At 75.7% G+C, this 20,754-nt stretch carries 9 protein-coding genes and 1 pseudogene; all 10 read left to right on the forward strand.

Features of this window, described 5'->3' with window-relative positions:
- Positions 1-135: 135 nt before the first annotated feature.
- A pseudogene (locus OG361_RS35690) lies at positions 136-5,967 on the forward strand (condensation domain-containing protein); the annotation flags it as partial.
- Between the two features lie 265 nt (positions 5,968-6,232).
- Positions 6,233-13,408 (forward strand): amino acid adenylation domain-containing protein, encoded by a 7,176-nt coding sequence (locus OG361_RS35695; protein ID WP_405860267.1) that lies wholly within the window; start codon positions 6,233-6,235, stop codon positions 13,406-13,408.
- On the forward strand, positions 13,405-13,620 hold the full coding sequence (locus OG361_RS35700) for an MbtH family protein (protein WP_405860269.1): 216 nt from the start codon (positions 13,405-13,407) through the stop codon (positions 13,618-13,620). Before OG361_RS35695 ends, OG361_RS35700 begins: the two co-directional genes overlap by 4 nt.
- 174 nt (positions 13,621-13,794) lie before the next feature.
- On the forward strand, positions 13,795-14,205 hold the full coding sequence (locus OG361_RS35705) for a cobalamin B12-binding domain-containing protein (RefSeq protein ID WP_405860271.1): 411 nt from the start codon (positions 13,795-13,797) through the stop codon (positions 14,203-14,205).
- Positions 14,202-15,530, forward strand: a complete 1,329-nt coding sequence (locus tag OG361_RS35710) for a methylaspartate mutase (protein WP_405860273.1) — start codon at positions 14,202-14,204, stop codon at positions 15,528-15,530. The genes OG361_RS35705 and OG361_RS35710 overlap by 4 nt, the downstream gene beginning before the upstream one ends.
- Positions 15,531-15,640: 110 nt before the next feature.
- Positions 15,641-16,648: an asparagine synthetase A gene (locus OG361_RS35715; RefSeq protein ID WP_384562712.1), complete on the forward strand. Its 1,008-nt coding sequence runs from the start codon at positions 15,641-15,643 to the stop codon at positions 16,646-16,648.
- The gene (locus OG361_RS35720) at positions 16,645-18,030 is read left to right on the forward strand and encodes a glutamate synthase-related protein (protein ID WP_405860275.1); all 1,386 of its coding nucleotides are present in this window, start codon (positions 16,645-16,647) and stop codon (positions 18,028-18,030) included. The genes OG361_RS35715 and OG361_RS35720 overlap by 4 nt, the downstream gene beginning before the upstream one ends.
- Positions 18,024-18,335: a hypothetical protein gene (locus OG361_RS35725; protein ID WP_405860277.1), complete on the forward strand. Its 312-nt coding sequence runs from the start codon at positions 18,024-18,026 to the stop codon at positions 18,333-18,335. Before OG361_RS35720 ends, OG361_RS35725 begins: the two co-directional genes overlap by 7 nt.
- Positions 18,336-18,474: 139 nt before the next feature.
- On the forward strand, positions 18,475-19,764 hold the full coding sequence (locus OG361_RS35730) for an MFS transporter (RefSeq protein WP_384562705.1): 1,290 nt from the start codon (positions 18,475-18,477) through the stop codon (positions 19,762-19,764).
- 7 nt (positions 19,765-19,771) lie between these two features.
- Complete coding sequence (locus OG361_RS35735; protein WP_405860279.1) at positions 19,772-20,629, forward strand: 4'-phosphopantetheinyl transferase family protein; 858 nt, start codon at positions 19,772-19,774, stop codon at positions 20,627-20,629.
- Positions 20,630-20,754: the final 125 nt, after the last annotated feature.

The following is a 20,754-nucleotide window of genomic DNA, read 5'->3' on the forward strand; positions in this document are numbered from 1 at the left end:
CCTGACCGGCCTGACCGGCTCGACCGGCTCGACCGGCCCGACCGGCGCGCTCGGCGCGCTCGGCGCGCTCGGCGAACCCCGCCCTCCGCCACCGGCCCACCCCACCCGTTCCGCCATCGACGAGGAGCAGCAACCGTGATCCCCCTGTCCTATGCCCAGCGTCGGCTGTGGTTCCTGAACCGCCTGGAGGGTTCCTCGGCGGCCTACAACGCCCCCGTGATCCTCCGGCTCGCCGGACGGCCCGTGGCCTCGGTGGTCGAGGCGGCGCTGCGGGACGTGGTGGAGCGGCACGAGGTGCTGCGGACGGTGTACCCGGCCGTGGACGGGGAGCCGTACCAGGAGATCACGGCGGATCCGGTGGTGCCGGTGGAGGTCGTCTCCCTCGCGGCGGACGACATCGACGCCCGGGTGACCGAGTTCGCCCGCCTCCCCCTCGACATCACCCGCGAACTTCCCCTGTGCGTCCGCCTCTTCGAAGTGGACGGCAACACCGACGGCGAGGCCGAAAGCGCGGTGGGCGACGGAGGCGCCGTCCTGGTGCTGTCCGTGCACCACATCGCCACCGACGGCTGGTCCGTGGGCTGCCTCCTCCGCGACCTCGACACCGCCTACACGGCCCGCGCCGAGGGCCGGGCACCCCAGTGGGAGCCGCTGCCGGTCCAGTACGCCGACTACGCCCTCTGGCAGCACGACATGCTCGGCGACCCCGCCGACCCCGACAGCACCGCCCACGAGCAGCTCGCCCACTGGCGGGACGCGTTGGCCGGCATCCCCGCCGAGACCCGGCTTCCCGCCGATCGGCCCCGCACCGCCGAACCGACCCACACGGGCGCCGTGGTGACGGCGGAGCTCGACGCCACCGTCCACCGGGCGCTGGCCGGTGTCGCAAAGGAGCGGCGGGCCACCTCCTTCATGGTCGTCCGGGCCGCGCTGGCGCTCGCGCTCCGGGCCGCCGGAGCCGGATCCGACCTCGTCGTCGGCACGCCCGTCGCGGGCCGCCCCGAGGAGGACCTGCACGACCTCGTCGGCTTCTTCGTCAACACGCTCGCCCTGCGCACCGACCTGTCCGGCGACCCCACCCTCGGCGAGCTGCTCGACCGGGTCCGGGACGCCGACCTCGCCGCCCTCGCCCACGAGGACCTGCCCTTCGACCTCCTGGTCGAGGACCTCAACCCCGAGCGTTCCCTCGGCCGTCACCCCTTCTTCCAGGTCATGGTCAGTGCCCAGACCCAGCGGGAGAAGGACCTGAGACTCGGCGGCATCCCCGCCACCCTCGTGGAAGCCGACCTGGCCACCGCCAAGTTCGACCTCAGCTTCCACTGCCTGGAGCGGAGTGACGCCACCGGAGACCCCGGCGGGCTCACGCTCGTGCTCCAGTACGCCACCGAGCGGTACGACGAGCCCACCGCCCACCTCCTCCTCGGCCTCTTCGGGCGCGCGCTCACCACGCTCGCCGAGCGGCCGGAGCACACCCGGCTGAGCGACGTCGCCCTGCCGACGGAGGACGAGCGCACGGGACTCGACCGCCGCCACCAGGCCCTGGCCGACGCCGCCACCGCGGCTCAGGCCAGGGCGGAGGCCGAAGCGGAGGCCGAGGCCCGCCGCCCGCGGGGCGACGCCGGCCGGGCGAAGAGCTCCGGTCCCCGGGCCGCCGATCCCCGGGAGGAGATCCTGCGAGGTCTGTTCGCCGAGGCCCTGGGGCGGGACGAGGTCCTGGAGGGGGACAACTTCTTCAAGCTGGGCGGGCATTCGCTGCTCGCGGGGAAGCTGTCCAACCGGATCCGGGGTGCACTCGGGCTGCAGGCCGCGATCAAGGACGTATTCCTCGCGCCGACGCCGGGGCAGTTGCTGCGGCGGCTCGACGAGCTGGGCGGCGGTCCCGCCCGGCCCGCGCTCCGCCCCGTCCCGGAGGCCCTGCGTCCCGCCCGGATCCCGCTCTCCTACGCCCAGCGCCGCCTGTGGTTCCTGAACCGCCTGGAGGGTTCTTCGGCGGCCTACAACGCGCCCGTCGTCCTCCGGCTCGCCGGGCGTCCGGTCGCCTCGGTGGTCGAGGCGGCGCTGAGGGACGTGGTGGAGCGGCACGAGGTGCTGCGGACGGTGTATCCGGCCGTGGACGGGGAGCCGTACCAGGAGATCACGGCGGATCCGGTGGTGCCGGTGGAGGTCGTCGCCCTCGCGGCGGACGACATCGACGCCCGGGTGACCGAGTTCGCGCGGACCCCGATCGACATCACCCGCGAACTTCCCCTGCGTGTACGTCTCTTCGAGAGCGCAGACGTGAGCGCAGACGAGAGCGCAGAGGAGAGCGCCGACGTGAGCGCAGACGAGGGTGCCGGCAGCACCGTCCTCGTGCTCTCCGTCCACCACATCGCCACCGACGGATGGTCCATCGCCGGCCTCCTCGGCGACCTCGACACCGCGTACACGGCCCGCGCCGAGGGCCGGGCGCCGCAGTGGGAGCCGCTGCCGGTCCAGTACACCGACTACACCCTCTGGCAGCGCGACCTCCTCGACGGCGAACACGGCCTCAAAGCAGCGCAGTTGGCGCACTGGCGGAAGGTGCTGGACGGCATCCCCGGCGAGACCCGGCTCCCCGCCGACCGGCCCAGGCCCACCGAGCCGAGCAACCGGGGCGCCGTCGTCACGGGCGAGCTCGACGCCACCGTCCACCGGGCGCTGGCCGGTGTCGCGAAGGAGCAGCGGGCCACCTTCTTCATGGTCGTCCGGGCCGCGCTGGCGCTCGCCCTGCGGGCCGCCGGAGCCGGATCCGACCTCGTCGTCGGCACGCCCGTCGCCGGGCGGTCGGAGGAGGCGCTCCACGACCTCGTCGGCTTCTTCGTCAACACGCTCGCCCTGCGCACCGACCTGTCCGGCGACCCCACCCTCGCCGAGCTGGTCCGTAGGGTCCGGGACGCCGACCTCGCCGCCTTCGCCCACGACGACCTGCCCTTCGACCTCCTCGTCGAGGACCTCAACCCCGAGCGTACGCTCGGACGTCACCCCTTCTTCCAGGTCATGGTCAGCGCCCAGGACGCCGAGGGCGACAGCGCGGTCACCCTCGGCCGGATCCCGGGCACGCTCGACGGCGCCGACCTCGGCAGCGCCAAGTTCGACCTCGCCTTCCACTGCGCCGGCACCCAGGGGGCCGACGGCGAAGCCGGACCGCTGCTCATCGGGCTCCAGTACGCCACCGACCTCTACGACGAGGCCACCGCCCGGCTCCTGCTCGGGCTCTTCCACCGCGCCCTCGCCGCCCTCGCCCGGGAGGACGGTGACACGCCGCTGAGCGCGGTGCCGTGGGCGACCGACGAGGAGCGGCGGGCCCTCGACGCCCGCCACGAGACCCTCGCCCGGACGACCGCGACCGCGCCCCCGGTGGGCGACCGGCAGCGGGGGAGCGGTGCCGGGACGACGGCCGCCGACCCCCGGGAGGAGATCCTGCGAGGTCTGTTCGCCGAGGTCCTGGGGCGGGACGAGGTCCTGGAGGGGGACAACTTCTTCAAGCTGGGCGGGCATTCGCTGCTCGCGGGGAAGCTGTCCAACCGGATCCGGGGTGCGCTCGGGCTGCAGGCCGCGATCAAGGACGTGTTCCTCGCGCCGACGCCGGGGCAGTTGCTGCGGCGGCTCGACGAGCTGGGTGGCGGTCCCGTCCGGCCCGCGCTCCGCCCCGTCCCGGAGGCCCTGCGTCCCGCCCGGATCCCGCTCTCCTACGCCCAGCGCCGCCTGTGGTTCGTCAACCGGCTCGAAGGGCCCTCCGCCACCTACAACATTCCCGTCGTCACCCGGCTGCGGCGCCCCGTCGAGCCCGCCCGACTCGCCGCCGCCCTCGTCGACGTCGCCGCGCGCCACGAGGTGCTCCGCACCGTCTACCGGGCGGCGGACGGCGAGCCGTACCAGCTGGTGCTCGACGACGCCCGTCCCGTACTCGACCGGATCCCGGCCACCGGAGACGCGGAGGTGCGGTCGGCCGTCGACACCGCCGTCGGGCACGTCTTCGACCTCGCCGCCGAACTCCCCTTCCGCGCCACGCTCGTCACCGGCGACGACGGGCAGCAGACCCTGGTGCTGCTGACCCACCACATCGCCGGGGACGGCTGGTCCACGCCCTGCCTGCTCGCCGACCTCGACACCGCCTACCGCGCCCGCGCCGAGGGCCGGGCGCCGCAGTGGGAGCCGCTGCCCGTCCAGTACACCGACTACACCCTCTGGCAGCGCGACCTCCTCGACGGCGCACACGGCCTCGCCGAGGCCCAGCTCGCGCACTGGCGCACCGCCCTCGCCGGGCTGCCGCCGCTCATCGCCCTCCCCACCGACCGGCCCCGTCCCCTGGAGAGCGACGGATCCGGCGCCCTCACCGGCTTCGAGGTCTCCGCCGCCACCCACCGGGCCCTGCTCCGCTGCGCCCGTGCCCAGGGCGCCACCCTCTTCATGGTGGTCCAGGCCGCTCTCGCCGTGCTCCTCGGCCGCCACGGCGCCGGGACCGACGTGGCCCTCGGCACCACCGTCGCCGGACGCGCCGACGACGCCCTCCACCCGCTCGTCGGCTTCTTCGTCAACACGCTGGTGCTGCGTACCGACACCTCCGGCGATCCCGCCTTCGCCGAGCTGGTCCGGCGGGTCCGCGAGGCCGGGCTCGCCGCCTACAGCAACCAGGACCTGCCCTTCGACCGGCTCGTCGAGGACCTGAGCCCGCAGCGGTCCGCCGCGCACGCGCCGCTGGTGCAGGTCATGCTCCAGGTCCACGCCGCCGCCACCCCCGCGGGTCCGTCAGGGGCGTCGGGTGCGTCCCGCCCGTCGGCGCTGGAAGGCGAGCCGGTCGGTTTCCGGGGGACCGGCGCCAAGAGCGACCTCACCTTCGCGCTGACCGAGCGCGCCGACGCCGAGGGCACGCCCGCCGGACTCGCCGGCGCCCTGGAGTACGCCACCGCCCTCTACGACGAGGAGACCGCCCGGCTCCTGGCCCGGCGCCTCGTCGAGACACTCGACGCTTTCGCCGCCGACCCCGGACTCGCGCTCTCCGCGCCGGAGTACGACACGCCGGAGCACGGCACGTCGGAGTACGGCATGGGGGAGCACGGTACGCCGCAGCACGGCACGCCCGCGCCGCTCGGTGCCGGGACCGTCCTCGACGAGCGCGGCCGCCGGGCGCCGGTGCGGGTGCCGGGCGAGGTGTACGAGCCGCTCCCCGGCGGGGGGCTGCGAGCCACCGGCCGGAGGGCGTACGCCACCGCCGACGGCTCCCTCCGTACTGTCGCCACCCTCACCGTCGCCGGATATCCGGTCGAGCCCGGCCGCGTGGAGGACGTCCTCCTCGGCCACCCGGCCGTGGCAGGCGCCGTCGTGGAGGTCCGCGACGACCGCCTGTACGCCACCGTCACCCGGGCCGCCGGTGCGCGCGCCGCCGAGGAGGAGCTGCGCGACTGGGCCGCCGAGCGGCTGCCCGAGTACCTCGCACCGGCCCGGATCGCGATCGCCGGCCTCCCGTCCTCCGGCCTCCCGTCCTCCGGCCTCCCGTCCTCCGGCCTCCCGTCCTCCGAGCGCCCGGGATCCGGCGCCGAGGGCCCGGCAGCCGCCGCACCGGAGGCCGCCCCCGGCGCGGCTGCCTCCTCCGACGGGCGGGAGGAGAGGCTGCTCGGGCTCTTCCGGGACGTGCTCGGCGGGCGGCCGCTCGACAGCCACGACAACTTCTTCAAGAACGGCGGGCACTCGCTCCTCGCGGTCCGCCTCCTCAACCGCATCCGCCGCGAGTTCGGGCAGGACCTCACCCTCAGGGACGTCTTCCGCAACCCCACGGCCGCCTCCCTCGCCCGCCGCCTCGCCGCCACCGCGACCGACGCGACCCCGTCCCGCCCGGACCCGAAGGCCCCCACGTCCCCGAAGCCCCCCGTGCCGACCCCGGGCCGTCCCGTCCCGGCCGCCCCCGCCCTCAAGCGCCGCACCCGAGCCGGCAGCCGCCAGGGCCGCTGACCCCAGGGCCCACGAGGCCCGCCGTCCACCGCCGGCCGCACCAGGCCACTCACCCGTCCCGGACCCCACAAGGCCCCGGCGACACCGGGGCCCACCCACCCGTGACATCCCCGCGCACCGGCAGCTCCGGGCGGCACTCCTGCCGCCCGGAGCTGCCGCGTCTACTGCCCCGGGACCGCCCCGGGCGCACCTAGCGTGGACGGCACGGAGGCGAGAGGAACCGTTCGCCCCGGTCTCTCGGCCCCAGTCACCGGAGGAAGCCAGCATGGCCCCCAGCAGAGCGGAAGACCTGCTCGACGGCGGACCCTCTCCCGCCCCCGCCCCGCCCGTGCTCGACCTGATCGCCCGGCAGGAGCGCACCCGCCCCGACGCGGTCGCCCTCGTCCACGCCGACGCGCGGCTGACGTACGCCGAGCTCGGCGCCGCCGTCCGCGAGCGGGCCGCCCGGCTCACCGCCGACGGGGCCGGTCCCGGCCGGCTCGTCGCCCTGCACCGGCCGCGCGGCATCGACGCGATCGTCGGCCTGCTCGCCGTCCTCGCCACCGGCGCCGCCTACCTGCCGCTCGACGTCCAGGCGCCCGACGCCCGCAACGCGGCCATCCTCGACGACGCCTGCGGCGCGGCCGCGCCCGCCCCGTCCGAGGTGGCCCGCCACGGCGAACTGGTCCTCGGCGGACCCGGCGCCGACGCGGGCGCCGCCTACGTCATCTACACGTCCGGCTCCACCGGCGTCCCCAACGGCGTCGTCGTCGCCCACGACTCCCTCGCCCACTTCATCGCCGGCGCCGTCCCCGCCTACGGCATCGACGCCGACTCGGTCGTCCTCCAGTTCAGTCCGCTGCACTTCGACGCCAGCGTCCAGGAGGTCTTCGCGACCCTCGGCGCGGGCGGCACCCTCGTCCTGCGCACCGACGACATGCTCGACGTCGCCGAGCTCCTCGCCGGATGCGCCCGGCACGGGGTCACCCTGCTCGACCTGCCCGCCGCCTACTGGCACGAGCTGGTCTACGTCCTCACCACCGGTTCCGTCCGCCTCCCGGACTGCCTGCGGACCGTCATCATCTACGGCGAGGCCGCCCTGCCCGAGCGGATCGGCCAGTGGCGCGGTCTCGTCGGCGACTCCGTACGGCTGCTCAACGCATACGGGCCGACCGAGACGACCGTCGTCGCCACCGTCGCCGACCTCACCCGGCACGAGGCCGGGCCGGTGCCGATCGGGCGCCCGCTGCCCGGCGTGCGGGCCGCGATCGTCGGCGGCGAGCTGTGGCTCCTCGGCGGCGGCCTCACCCGGGGCTATCTGCACCGGCCCGAGCTGAACGCCCGCCGCTTCACCGAGCTCGACGGCGAACGCGCCTACCGCACCGGCGACCTCGTCACCCTCGGCGAGGACCGGCAGATCCTCTACCACGGGCGACTCGACGACGAGGTGAAGATCGGCGGCCAGCGCATCGACCCCGCCGCCGTCGACTCCGTTCTCGCCGGACACCCCGCCGTCCGGGAGGCCGCCGTCGTCGCCCAGCAGGACACCGACGGCGTCAAGCGGCTCGTCGCCTTCGTCGTCACCGACGGCGGCACCGGCGCCGAGGAACTGCGCACCCACGTGCGGGACCGGATGCCCGCCGCGGCCGTCCCCACCGTCTCCGTCGTCGTCGCCCTGCCCCGCACCAGCTCCGGCAAGATCAACCGCAAGGTGCTGCGGACCACCGACCCCCGGCTGCCCGTCGTCCACGAGGAGCCGCTGCCTGCCGAGGACCGGGTCCCGCTCTCGCACGCCCAGCGGCGCCTGTGGCTGCTCGACCAGTTCGACGGGCCGTCCGGCGCCTACAACATGCCGATCGTCCTGCACCTGGACACGGCTCCCGACCGGGCCGCGCTCGCCGCCGCCGTCGCGGACCTCACCGAACGGCACGAGGTGCTCCGCACCGTCTTCCTCGCCCCCGAGGACGAGCCGTACCAGCACATCCTCGCCCCTGCCGCCGTCCGGCTCCGCACGGTCGACGCTCCCTCGGCGGAACTCCCGGACCTGATCGCCCGGTTCACCGCAGAGACCTTCGACCTCTCCCGCGAACTGCCGCTGCGCGTCGCCCTGTTCCTCCCCGAGGGCGGAGCCGCCGGGGCCACCCTCGCGGTGCTGCTCCACCACGTGGCCGGGGACGGCTGGTCCCTCACCCCGCTGATGACCGACCTCGCCCGCGCCTACACGGCCCGCGCCGAGGGCCGTGCCCCCGAGTGGGAGCCGCTGCCCGTCCAGTACGCCGACTACACCCTCTGGCAGCACGACGTCCTCGGCGACGCAGACGACCCGGACTCCGTCCTCGCCCAGGGCCTCGCCCACTGGCGCGTCGCCCTCGCCGGACAGCCCGCCGTCACCGCCCTGCCGCTCGACCGGCCCCGGCCCGCCGTCCGCGACCACGCGGGCGCCATGCTGGAGACCGCCCTCGACGCGGACGTCCACGCCCGCCTCGTCCACCTCGCCGAACAGCACGACGCCAGCCTCCTCATGGTCCTCCAGGCCGCCCTGGGACTTGCCCTGCGCGCCACCGGCGCGGGCGACGCCGTCGCCCTCGGCACCCCCGTCGCCGGCCGGGACGACGAGGCCCTCGACGAGCTCGTCGGCTTCTTCGTCAACACCCTCGTCCTGCCCACCGACACCTCGGGCGACCCCGCCTTCACCACGCTCCTCGACCGCGTCCGCGACACCGACCTGGGAGCCTTCGCCCACCAGCGGATCCCCTTCGACCTGCTCGTCGAACACCTCAACCCGCCCCGGCAGCCCGGCGTCCACCCCCTCTTCCAGGTGATGCTCACCCTGCGCGCCACCGGACCCGACCAGGGCGCCTTCCCGTTCGGCCCGGTCACCGGCCGGTTCGTCGAGGAGGAAGCCCCCGCCACCACCAAGTTCGACCTCACCGCCGCCTGCGTCGACACCCGCGACGCCGACGGAGCCCCCGCCGGCCTCCGGCTCGGCCTGGAGTACGCCAGGGACGTCTTCGCCGACGAGCAGGTGCCCCGGCTCCTCCTCACCGCCCTCGAACGCGCCCTGCGCACCGCCGCCGCCGACCCCGGCACCGCGGTACGGGACGAGGTCCTCGTCCCCGCCGACGACCGCCGCGCCCTCGACGAGCGCCGCGCCCGCGCGGGCGACACCGAGACGCCCGCCGATACCGCCGATACCGGCGAGGGCGCCGACGGCGAGCTCGTCGACACCCTGTGCGCGATGTTCGCCGAGGTCCTCGGGCTCGACCAGGTCGGCCCGCACGAGGACTTCTTCACCATCGGCGGGCACTCCATGAGCGGCGTCCGTCTCGCCAACCGCGTCCGCGCCCGCCTCGGCGCCGACATCCAGGTCCGAGACCTGCTCCTCGCCCCCACCCCCGAGGCCCTCGCCCGCCGCATCGCCGCCGCCACCGACGGCACCGCCGACGCGGCCGACGGCGCCCCGGCCGCCCCCGCCCGGCCCCGGCCCGCCCCGCGCGCCGACCGGCCCGACCGCGTCCCCCTCTCCTACGCCCAGCGCAGGCTCTGGTTCATCGACACCCTCGAAGGCCCCAGCGCCTCCTACAACATCCCGCTCGTCCTGCACCCCGCCGAGCCCCTCGACCCCGCCGTGCTCGCCGACGCCCTCGCCGACGTCTCCGACCGGCACGAGGTGCTCCGCACCCGCTACCGCGCCGTCGACGGCGAACCCCACCAGCAGATCCTGACCGGCGTCCGGCCCGCCCTCGACCACCGCACCGTCCCCGCCGACCGGCTCGCCGACGCCGTCGCCGAGGCCGCAGGACACGTCTTCGACCTCGCCGAGGAGACCCCGCTGCGGGCCGCGCTCCTCAGCCCCGGGGACGGTGCCGCCGACGGACACGGGCAGGTGGTCGTCCTGCTCGTCCACCACATCGCCGCCGACGGCTGGTCCACCGGACCGCTCCTCGCCGACCTCGCCGGCGCCTACCGGGCCCGCGCCGAGGGCCGCGCCCCCGGCTGGGAGCCGCTGCCCGTCCAGTACGCCGACTACACCCTCTGGCAGCACGACCTCCTCGAGGGCCCCGGGGCCGACGCCCACCGCGACCACTGGCGCACCACCCTCGCCGGAGCCCCCGCCGCCCTCGAACTGCCCGCCGCCCGCCCCCGGCCCGCCGAGGCGAGCCACCGGGGCGACCGCGCCCCCGTCACCCTCGACGCCGCCACCCACGAGGCGCTGGAGAACCTCGCCCGCGACAGCGGCGCCACCCTCTTCATGGTCCTCCAGGCCGCCCTCGCCGCCGTCCTCACCCGGCACGGCGCAGGCACCGACCTGCCGCTCGCCACCATGACCGCCGGCCGCGACGACGAACTCCTCGGCGGACTCGTCGGCTTCTTCGTCAACACCCTCGTGCTGCGCACCGACACCTCCGGCGACCCCGCCTTCACCGAGCTCCTCGACCGCGTCCGGCGCACCGACCTGGCCGCCTACGCCCACCAGGAACTCCCCTTCGACCGGGTCGTCGAGGACCTCAACCCGGTCCGCACCACCGCCCACCACCCGCTCGCGCAGATCGTCGTCCAGCTCCACCACGACTACACGCGGGGCGTCCCCGGCGCGGACACCGCCGCGCGCCTCTTCCGCGAGGACGGGCCCGGACTCCTCACCACCGTCACCACCAAGTTCGACCTCACCTTCGCCCTCGACGAGCGGCGCGACGCAGACGGCCGCCCCGCCGGCCTCGTCGGCGGACTGGAGTACGCCACCGACCTGTTCGACGCCTCCACCGCCGCCCTGCTCGCCGCCCACCTGGAGCGGACCCTGCGCGCCGCCGCCGCCGACCCCGGCGTACGGATCGGGGAACTGCCCCTGCTCACCGACGCCGACCGCTTCCGGCTCGTCGCCGACTACAACGACACCGCCACCGTCCTGCCCGAACGCGGCACCGTCCACGGGCTGATCGCCCGCCGTGCCGCCCGCACCCCCGACGCGCCCGCCCTCCTCACCGACGACGAGACCCTCACCTACGCCGGTCTCGACGCCCGCGCCGACGCGCTCGCCGCCCGGCTGCGTGCCGCCGGAGTCCGGCGCGGCGACACCGTCGGCGTCCTGCTGGGCCGGGGCGTCCCGCTGGTCGTGACCGCCCTCGCCGCCCTCAAGACCGGCGCCGCCTACCTGCCGCTCGACCCCCGGCTGCCCGAGGCGCGGATCCGGCTGATGCTGGAGGACGCCGGGGCCCGCCTCGTCGCCACCGACCGCGACCACACCCCGCCGGAGGGCACGCCCGTGCTGCGCGTCGACGCGGCGGTCGGGGAGAGCGTCCCGGAGGGCGGCGCGGACACCGCGGACACCGAGGCATCCGAGGACGACCTCATGTACGTGATGTTCACCTCCGGGTCCACCGGCCGGCCCAAGGGCGTCGGCGTCACCCACCGCAACGTCGTCGAACTCGCCGCCGACCGCGACCTCTCCCTCGGCCGGGACCGGCGCATGCTCGTCCACTCCGCGACCGGCTTCGACGCCTCCGTCTTCGAGATCTGGGCCCCGCTCCTCGGCGGCGGCAGCCTCGTCCTGCTGACCGGCGACGGCACCGACCTCGACGAGACCGCCCGCGCCGTCCGCCGCCACGGCGTCACCACCGCCTACTTCACCGTCGGCCTCTTCCACGTCATGGCCGACGAGGGACTCGACACCCTCCGCCTGCTGCGCGAGGTGTGGACCGGCGGCGACGTGGCCTCCCCGGCCGCCGTCCAGCGGGTCCTCACGCACTGCCCGGACACCGTCCTCGTGCACTCCTACGGCCCCACCGAGACCACCTTCGCCTCCCACAACCAGTGGTTCACCGCGAAGCCCGGCGAGCGGCGCGTCCTGCGCGGGGCCGGACTCCACCTCGGGCGGCCCATGGACAACACCCGCAGCCACGTCCTCGACGAGCACCTCCGCCCCGTCCCGCCCGGCGTCCCCGGCGAGCTGTACGTCGCGGGCGGACACGTCGCGCGGGGCTACGTCGGACGTTCCGGCCTCACCGCCGAACGGTTCGTCCCCGACCCCTTCGAGGGCGACGGCAGCCGCATGTACCGCACCGGCGACCGCGTGCTGTGGACCCCCGACGGCGAACTCCGCTTCCTCGGACGGGCCGACGGACAGATCAAGCTCCGGGGCGTGCGCATCGAGCCCGGCGAGGTCGAGCGGGTGCTCGCCGCCCACCCGGCGGTCGGCCAGGCCCTCGCCGTCGTCCGCGAGGACCGGCCCGGCGACAAGAGCCTCGTCGGATACGTGGTCCCCCGCGCGGGCGACGCCGTCACCGAGGCCGAACTCCTCGCCGAGACCCGCGCCCTGCTCCCCGAACACCTGGTGCCGTCCGCGGTCGTCGTCCTCGATGCCCTGCCGCTCACCGTCAACGGCAAGCCCGACCGGGCCGCCCTGCCCGCCCCGCACCGGCCCGCCGCCGACCCCGGCGGCCGCGCCCCGCGCAACGCCCGCGAGGAGGTCCTCTGCGCGCTCTTCGCCGAGATCCTCGACGTCCCCGAAGTCGGCATCGACGACAACTTCTTCACCCTCGGCGGGCACTCCCTGCTCGGCGTCCGCCTCGTCAACCGGATGCGCGGCGTCCTCGGCGTCGAGCGCACGGTCCGCGACCTCTTCCGCTCGCCCACCCCGGCCGGGCTCCTCGGCTCGCACGAGGAGTCGGGCGCGGCCGGCGGCGACGCGTCCGCCCTCGGGGTGCTGCTCCCGCTCAGTACCCGGGGCACCCGCCGCCCGCTCTTCTGCGTCCACCCCGGCACCGGCGTCGGCTGGGCCTACGCCGGCCTCGCCCGGCACCTCGGCGACGACCAGCCGCTCTACGCCCTCCAGGCCCGCTCCCTCAGCGACCCCGGCCACCGGCCCGGCAGCATCGAGGAGATGGCCGACGCCTACCTGGAGCGGATCCGCCGCATCCAGCCCTGGGGCCCCTACCGGCTGCTCGGCTGGTCCTTCGGCGGCCTCGTAGCGCACACCGTCGCCGTACGGCTCCGGGAGGCGGGGGAGCGGGTCGAACTCCTCGCGCTCATGGACGTCCACCAGATCGGACCCGGCAGCGTCTCCGTGCTGCCGCCCGAGGAGCGCGCCGCCGCCGAGCCGCCCGCCGACCTCGCCGAGGCGATGGAGCGGATCCGCCGCGAGGATCCCGTCCTCGCCGGCTTCACCGCCTCCGAACTCCGCGCCGTGCTCCGCGCCTCCGAGACCCACGCCGGTCTCATGGCCCGGCACGTCCCCGGCGTCGCCGACACCGACCTCCTGTTCCTCACCGCCCGCAGGCCGGCCGAGCCGGAAGGCGCCCTCGCCGCCACCTGGATTCCCTTCACCGAAGGAATCATCGAGAACCACACCATCGAATGCGGACATCTCCAGATGGCCGAACCGGAACCACTCGCACACATCGGAAGCATTCTCGCGGAGAAGCTCTCCGCCCTCCAGAAGAAGGAAATGAGGACCCAGTCATGAGCGATTCCATCAACCCGTTCGACAACGCCGAGGGCACCTTCCACGTCGTCGTCAACGACGAGGGCCAGCACTCCCTGTGGCCGTCCTTCGCCGCCGTACCGGCCGGCTGGACCAGCCTCTGGGGCCCCGGTGAGCGGGGTGAAGCCCTGGAGTTCATCACCGTGAACTGGACCGACATCCGCCCGCGCAGCCTCGTCGCCCAGTACGCCTGACCCCGCCCGAGCACGCCCCCGAAGGCGCCGCGCCCCGCATCCACAGCGGGGCGCGGCGCCTTTTCCATGCCTTTCTCCCGCACCTTTCCCGTTCCTTTCCCGAAGCGAAAGTGCCGGTCGTTGCTGCCGCTTGGACTTCCCCTTCCCGAGCCGCCGGAAAATTACTCTTCAGGCATGAAGATTCTCTTGAGCGGAACCGCCTCGGATTCCCATACGTGGAATCTCGTGTACCTCCGGCTCTTCCTGGAGGAGCGCGGCCACGAGGTCGTCGGCCTCGGCCCCTGCGTCGACGCCGAACTGCTCACCGACGCCTGCCTGCGGCACGCCCCCGACGCGGTGGTGCTCAGCAGCGTCAACGGGCACGGCTACCGCGACGGCCTGGACGCCGTCCGCGCGCTCCGTGCCGAACCCGCCCTCGCCGCACTGCCCGTGGTGCTCGGCGGCAAGCTCGGCGTCGTCGGACGCCGACAGGACGAGGAGGTCCGGCGCCTCCTGGACGCCGGCTGCGACGCCGTCCTCGGCGACGACCTCGACGCCCTGGGCGCCTTCCTCGCCGCCAGAGCCCGCAGGGAGGTCCCGGCGTGACCGCCGCCTCCGCCACCGGCCCCTCCGGCGCCGGCTTCGGGGCCTTCGTCGCCGCCGCCTCCGCCGCCGGCCGGCTCGTCGTCCAGCCCCGCATGGGCTTCGGCGACCCGGACCTCATGCGGACCGGCCTCGCCCGCACCCGCGCGGCCACCGCCCACACCGTCGGCACCCTCACCGTCGACAGCTACACCCGCGTCGGCGCCCTCGACGCCGCCCGCGCCGCCGTCGCCGACGGCGCCCGCCTCAACGGCTACCCCATCGCCGCCCACTCCCCGGACACCACCCGCGCCGTCCTCGCCGGGCTGCGCGGACCCGACTTCCCCGTCCAGGTCCGGCACGGCTCCGCCCGCCCCGAGGCCATCGTCCGCGCCCTCACCGCCGTCGGCCTCGACGCCACCGAGGGCGGCCCCGTCTCGTACTGCCTGCCCTACGGCCGTACCCCGCTGCGGGAGTCCGTCGCCGCCTGGGTCCGCGCCTGCGAACTCCTCGCCGAACGCAGCGCGGCCACCCCGCACCTGGAGAGTTTCGGCGGCTGCCTCCTCGGCCAGCTCTGCCCGCCCGGCCTGCTCGTCGCCATGAGCGTCCTGGAGTGCCTCTTCTTCGTCCAGCACGGGCTGCGCAGCGTCTCTCTCAGCTACGCCCAGCAGACCGACGCCACCCAGGACGAGGAGGCGCTGCGGGCCCTGCACCGGCTCGCCGCCGAGTTCCTCCCCGTCGGCGTCGAGCACCACGTCGTCCTCTACACGTACATGGGCGTCTACCCCCGCACCGAGAGCGGAGCCCTCCGGCTCCTGGAGGCGTCCGCCCGCCTCGCCGTCCGCTCCGGAGCCGGGCGCCTCATCGTCAAGACCGCCGCCGAGGCCCACCGGATCCCCACCGTCGACGAGAACGTCCGCGCCCTGGAGATCGCGGCCGCCGCCGCCGCGCTCGCGGGCGCCCCCGCCCCGGACATCGCTCCCGAGGACGGCGAGATCTACCAGGAGGCCCGCACCCTCGTCGAGACCGTCCTCGGCCTCCACCCCGACCTCGCCCGCGCCCTCCCCGCCGCCTTCGCCCGGGGCCTCCTCGACGTGCCCTTCTGCCTCCACCCCGACAACGCCGGACGCTCCCTCGGCTTCATCGACCCCGCGGGGCGCCTCCGCTGGGCGCGCACCGGCGCCATGCCCCTGCGCCCCGACAGCGGCGCCGACGCGAGCCCGTTCACCTCGGCCGGACTGCTCACCGCTCTCCAGTACGTCGCCGACCGGTACGACCACGACCCCGCCGACCGCCGCGACCGCGGCGGTGGCCACGGCAGTCCGGCCGCGACCCCGCTGACCGTCTGACCCGCCCGATCGCCCGATCACCCGATCGTTCGACCCGCCCCGACTCCGCCCGACCGTGCGGCCCGACCGCCCGCACCCCGCCCCTCCCGTACGAGATCAGGAGCCCCGCCATGGACCAGCCCGCACCCTCCTCCGCCGCCCCGGCCACCCCGCCCCCGCTCGGCGAGCACCTGCGCTCGCCCGAGCTGCGGGCCGCGATGCTCGTTCAGCAGGAGGCCCTCCAGGGCGCCCGCGACTACCTGCGCGGCCAGGGCTTCACCGAGCTGCTCCCGCCGCTCGTCGGACCCGTCACCGACCCGGGCGGCCGCGGCGCCAAGGCCCTGGACGTCGACTACTACGGGCACCCGTACAAGCTCATGACCAGCGCCATCCTCTACAAGCAGGCGTCCTTGCGCGGCTTCCCCCGGCTCTTCTACATCGCCCCCAACGTCCGCGTGGAGCCCGAGGAGACCGCCACCACCGGCCGGCACCTGGTCGAGTTCCACCAGATCGACGTCGAGATCGCCGACGCGGGCCGTGAGGAGGCCCAGGAGATCGCCGCCGGGCTCCTCACCCACGTCACCGAGCACGTCTGGACCACCGTCCCCGAGATCCTCACCGGACTCGGCCGCATGGAGGCCGACTTCGCGGACGTCCGCGCCGGGAAGTACGACGTGCGCACGCACGACGAGGCCGTGGCCCGGCTGCTGTCCCTCGGCCACCCGCAGAACCCCGACGGCGAGATCGACTGGACCGGCGAGCGCATACTCTCCCTGGAGAGCGACCGCCCCTTCTTCGTCGACGACTACCCCAAGGGCTCGCGCGGCTTCTACGACCGCGAGGACCCCGACCGCCCCGGCGTGCTCCGCAACTTCGACCTGATCGCCCCGCACGGCTACGGCGAGCTGGTCTCCGGCAGCGAGCGCGAGGCCGACTACGCCACCCTCGTCACCCGGATGCGGGAGAGCGGCGAGAACCCCGCCAAGTACGCCTGGTACCTGAAGGAGGCCCGCGAGGGCATCCCGTCCAGCGCCGGCTTCGGCATGGGCCTCCAGCGACTGGTCCGCTTCCTCACCGGCTTCGACGCCCTCTGGCAGGTCAGCGCCTACCCGAAGCTCCCCGGGGTGGTGACCCCGTGACGATCACGATGCCCGCTGCCCCCGCCGTGGAGCCGATGAACGGCTCCGCCTCGTCCGTCCCGCTCTCCTCGCCGGTCCCGCTCACGGCCTCGATTCCGTCCGCCCCGTCCGCCCCGTCCGCCCCGTCCGCCCCGTCCGGGCTCTCCGCCCCCGGCTTCCCCGAGGAGCAGGTGCGGGCGCGGGCCAGGACCGGATCCGCCGCCGTCTTCCCGGACCCCGCCACCTACGGCGCTCACCTCTTCGGCCCGGCCGCCGCCCACGGCGGGGACGCCCTGGACCGCACGCGGATCGTCCCGCCCGTCTTCATGCCGGAGCGCCTGGAGAAGCTCATCGACCTCGCCCGCGAGCCCGAGTTCGGCGACGTCGACCTCACCGCCCGCGTCGGAGGCTTCACGGCCCGGCTGCCCCTCTACCTCTCCGCCTTCGGCTCCACCCGGGCCGGCAGCGGCGACCTCGCCGTCCACGCGAGCCGCCAGGCAGCCCGCCTCGGCATCCCCATGGTCATCGGCGAGAACATGGTCCCCGTCCACGGCTACCGCAAGGCCGGCGACGCGACCCGCTCCGCCCTGCGCGCCCGCGTCGAGGCCTACCTGGAGGCCGCGCCCGACGGGGCCGGCGGCATCGTCGTCCAGCAGTCCACCGAGGACGCCGACTCCGAGGTGTGGAACCTCCTCTACAGCGACCCCGCCTTCCGCCCCCTCCTGGAGACCGGCCGCCTCGCCTTCGAGCTGAAGACCGGCCAGGGCGCCAAGCCCGGCCTCGGCGGCATGACCGTCGTCGGCCGCGCCGAGGCCGAGCAGCTCGCCCGCCGCTTCACGGTCCGAGAGGTCTTCGGCGAGGACGCCCCGCGGCTGCTCCGCTGCGCGACCCCCGGCACCTTCACCGAGGAGATCCTCCGCCAGCAGCTCCGCTTCATGCGCAACAACTTCCCCAAGGCCCGCACCTGGGTGAAGTTCCACCCCGGCCGCGACATCGACCGGGCCGCCCGCACCGCCTGGGCCGCCGGAGCCGACGCCGTCACCGTCGACGGCGCCGAGGGCGGCACCGGCTGGGCACCCGGAGTCTTCCTGGACCAGGTCGGACTGCCCCTCGCCGAGTGCCTGCGCCGGATCGGCCGTCCCGAGGGCTGCCTCCTCGCCACCGGCGGCGTCTGGGAGGGCGGCAGGGCCGTCCGAGCCCTCGCGCTCGGGGCCACCGCTGTCGGCCTCGGCCGCGCCGCCCTCGTCGCCGTCGACGAGGACCCCGAGCACGGCCTGGAGCGCCTCGTCGAGGCCCTCGCCCTCGAACTCCGGCTGCTCATCAGCGCCCTCGGCAAGTACGCGCCCGCCGCCCTGGCCCCGGACGACCTCTGGGACCCGGCCCAGGGAGCGGTCCCGTGTTGAGGCCGCCCCGGAGCGGAGCCTCCCGCACCGTGCACGCCCGCTTCTCGGTGCGCGAGGCCCCCGGCGTCACCGTCGGCGCCCCCGGCCCGCTGCCGTACGGCGTCGACGGCGTCGCCCGCCGTACCGCGCAGCGCGCCCTCAGCGAGGCCGGCCGCGGCTACCTCGGGGGCCACGTCGAACTCCGCGCCCCCCGGGGCCTCGCCCCCCGCGTCCTGCGCCGGGCCATCGACCGCGCCGTGGCCCTCGCGGTGGCCGCCACGCTCCACGGCGCGCCCCCGACCACCCGCATCCGCCTCCGCACCTGACCCGCCCGCATCCGCCTCCGCACCTGCCCTCCCCGCATCCCCCTCCGCACCTGACCCGCCCCACCCGCCCCACCCGCCACGACAGCGACCCCGCCCACCCGAAGGCAGCAGTCCTCCCCGCCCACAGAAAGCCGACCCCATGGCCACGCCCCTCGCCGATCCGCCCGCCCCCACCGTCGACTGGCGCCGCATCAGCAGCCTCGTCGTCGGCCAGGCCGCCGTCCAGGCGGGCAGTTTCGCGCTCCTCATCGCCATGAGCTGGACCGCCGTCCAGCTCGGCGGCCGAGGCGCCGTCACCGCCGTGACCCTCGCCGCCACCCTGCCCCGCGCCCTGCTGCTCCTCTTCGGCGGCGCCCTGACCGACATCCTCGGCCCGCGCGCCCTCCTGCTGCGTGCCACCAGCGTCCGCGTCCTCGTCCTGGTCGCGGGTACCGTCGTCACCGCCACCACCCACACCCTGTGGCCGCTGATCGTCATCGCCCTCGTCGACGGCGTCCTGCTCGGCCTCACCGGCCCGGCCTCCGGCGTCCTCCTGCCCCACCTGGCACCCCGGGAGCACCTCGGCCGTGCCAACTCCCTCTTCTCCATGGTGCTGCGCCTCGCCCCCATCGCGGGATCCCCGCTCGGCGCCTGGCTCGTGGTGGTCGGCGGACTGCCCGGCGCGATGACGGCCGCCGCCGTCGGCTGTGCCCTCTGGCTCGGCTGCGCCGCGCACGTCACGCACGGCATGAAGCGGCCCGAGGCCGCCGCGCAGGGCGGCCCGTCGCTGCTGCGCCGTTCGGGTGATGGCTTCCGACTGCTCGCCGTGCACCCGCGACTGCGCTGGATGTTCGTGGCGTGCTTCGCGATGGACCTGGCCTTCCTGTGGCCGGCCGAGGTCGCGCTGCCGCTGCGCGCCGCCGACCAGGGCTGGGGCGTGGGCGCGGTCGCGTTGGTCCTCGCCGCCTTCAGCGTGGGGGCGCTCGCCTCGGCCGCGCTCGGCGCCGCGCTCGCCCACCGCATCCCGACCCACCTCAAGCTGGTGGTGACGGGCACCGGCCTGGCCCTCGGCATGGGCGCGATGGCCCTCGTCCCCTCGCCCGGGCTGCTCGCCGGGGCGGCCGCCGCCGTCGGCCTGCTCTCGGGCCTCAACGGCCCGGCGCTGGTCACGGCCTATCAGCAGGCGGTGCCCGAAGGCCGGATGGGCACCGCGATGTCGACCTTCGCCCTGTCCGGGATCGGCGCGGCGCCGCTCTCGCTCGCCGTCTTCACCCCGGTCTCGCTGCACCTCGGGGTGACCGGCACCTGGCTGCTGTGCGCCGGCCTCGCCCTGGTCTCCCCGATCGCCGCCGCCGTCGCGCTGCGCGCCGGTGCCACGGAGAAGGCCGCCGAGCGGCGCACCGAGGACCGCATCCGTACGGCACCGGAGACCACCGCCACGTCCGTGTGAGGCAGACATGACCCCGCAGACCCCCGTACCCCCGCCCACCCTGTCCGCACCCCCGCCCACCCCGTACGCACCCGGGCCCGACCTCTACGTCCCTCCGCCCGACCTGTCCGTTCCCTCTCCCGACCCGTCCGTCCCTCCGGCCGGGCCGTACCTCCGGCCCGGTGCCGTCCTCCTCCGTCCGTCCCCGCTCCCGCCACTGCCCTCGGCGCCGGTGCTGCCGCCAGGTCCCCGGGCGGCCCGCCCGCAGCTCTGGCTGGTCGCCACCGAGGTGCACGAGGACAGCGCCGCCCGGTACGCCTCCCTCGTCCTCGACGCGGAGGAGCTGGCGCGGGCCGGGGAGTTCCGGCGGCCGGGCGACCGCGCCACGTACCTGTGCGCGCACGTCGGCCTGCGCCGGCTGCTCGGCGCCCACCTCGGTGTCGCACCGCGCGGCGTCACGGTGGAGCGGGCGCCCTGCCCCTGCTGCGGCGAGCCGCACGGGCGGCCGGTGCTCCCGGACGGGCGGCTGCACTTCTCGCTCTCCCACTGCGAGGGGATGAGCCTGATCGCCGTCGCGACCACCCCGGTGGGCGTGGACATCGAGCGGATCCCGGCCCCGCACCTCGTCGCCGAGCTCGCCGAGGTGCTCCATCCCGCCGAGTCCGCCGAACTGGCGGCGCTCGCCCGGGACCGGCGCCCGGCCGCCTTCGCCCGGGTGTGGACGCGCAAGGAGGCGTACCTGAAGGGGACCGGGGTCGGGCTCGGAGCCGACCCCTCGGCCGAGTACGTCGGCTCGGGCCCCGTCCCGACCGCCCCGCCCGGCTGGCTCCTGGCCGATGTGGCCGTACCGTCCGGCCACCAGGCGGCGGTGGCGGTGCGCCGGTGACGCCCCCGGCGCGCCGGTGACGCCCCCGGCCCAACCCACCGGCCCCGCCCCGCCCCGCCCACCGGCGGGGCGGGGCCGGAGCTCTGGGGGGCTGCTTGACCGGGGGCCGGCGGCTTCATCGCCTG

It is taken from the genome of Streptomyces sp. NBC_00090, assembly GCF_045160815.1.
GTDB lineage: Bacteria > Actinomycetota > Actinomycetes > Streptomycetales > Streptomycetaceae > Streptomyces.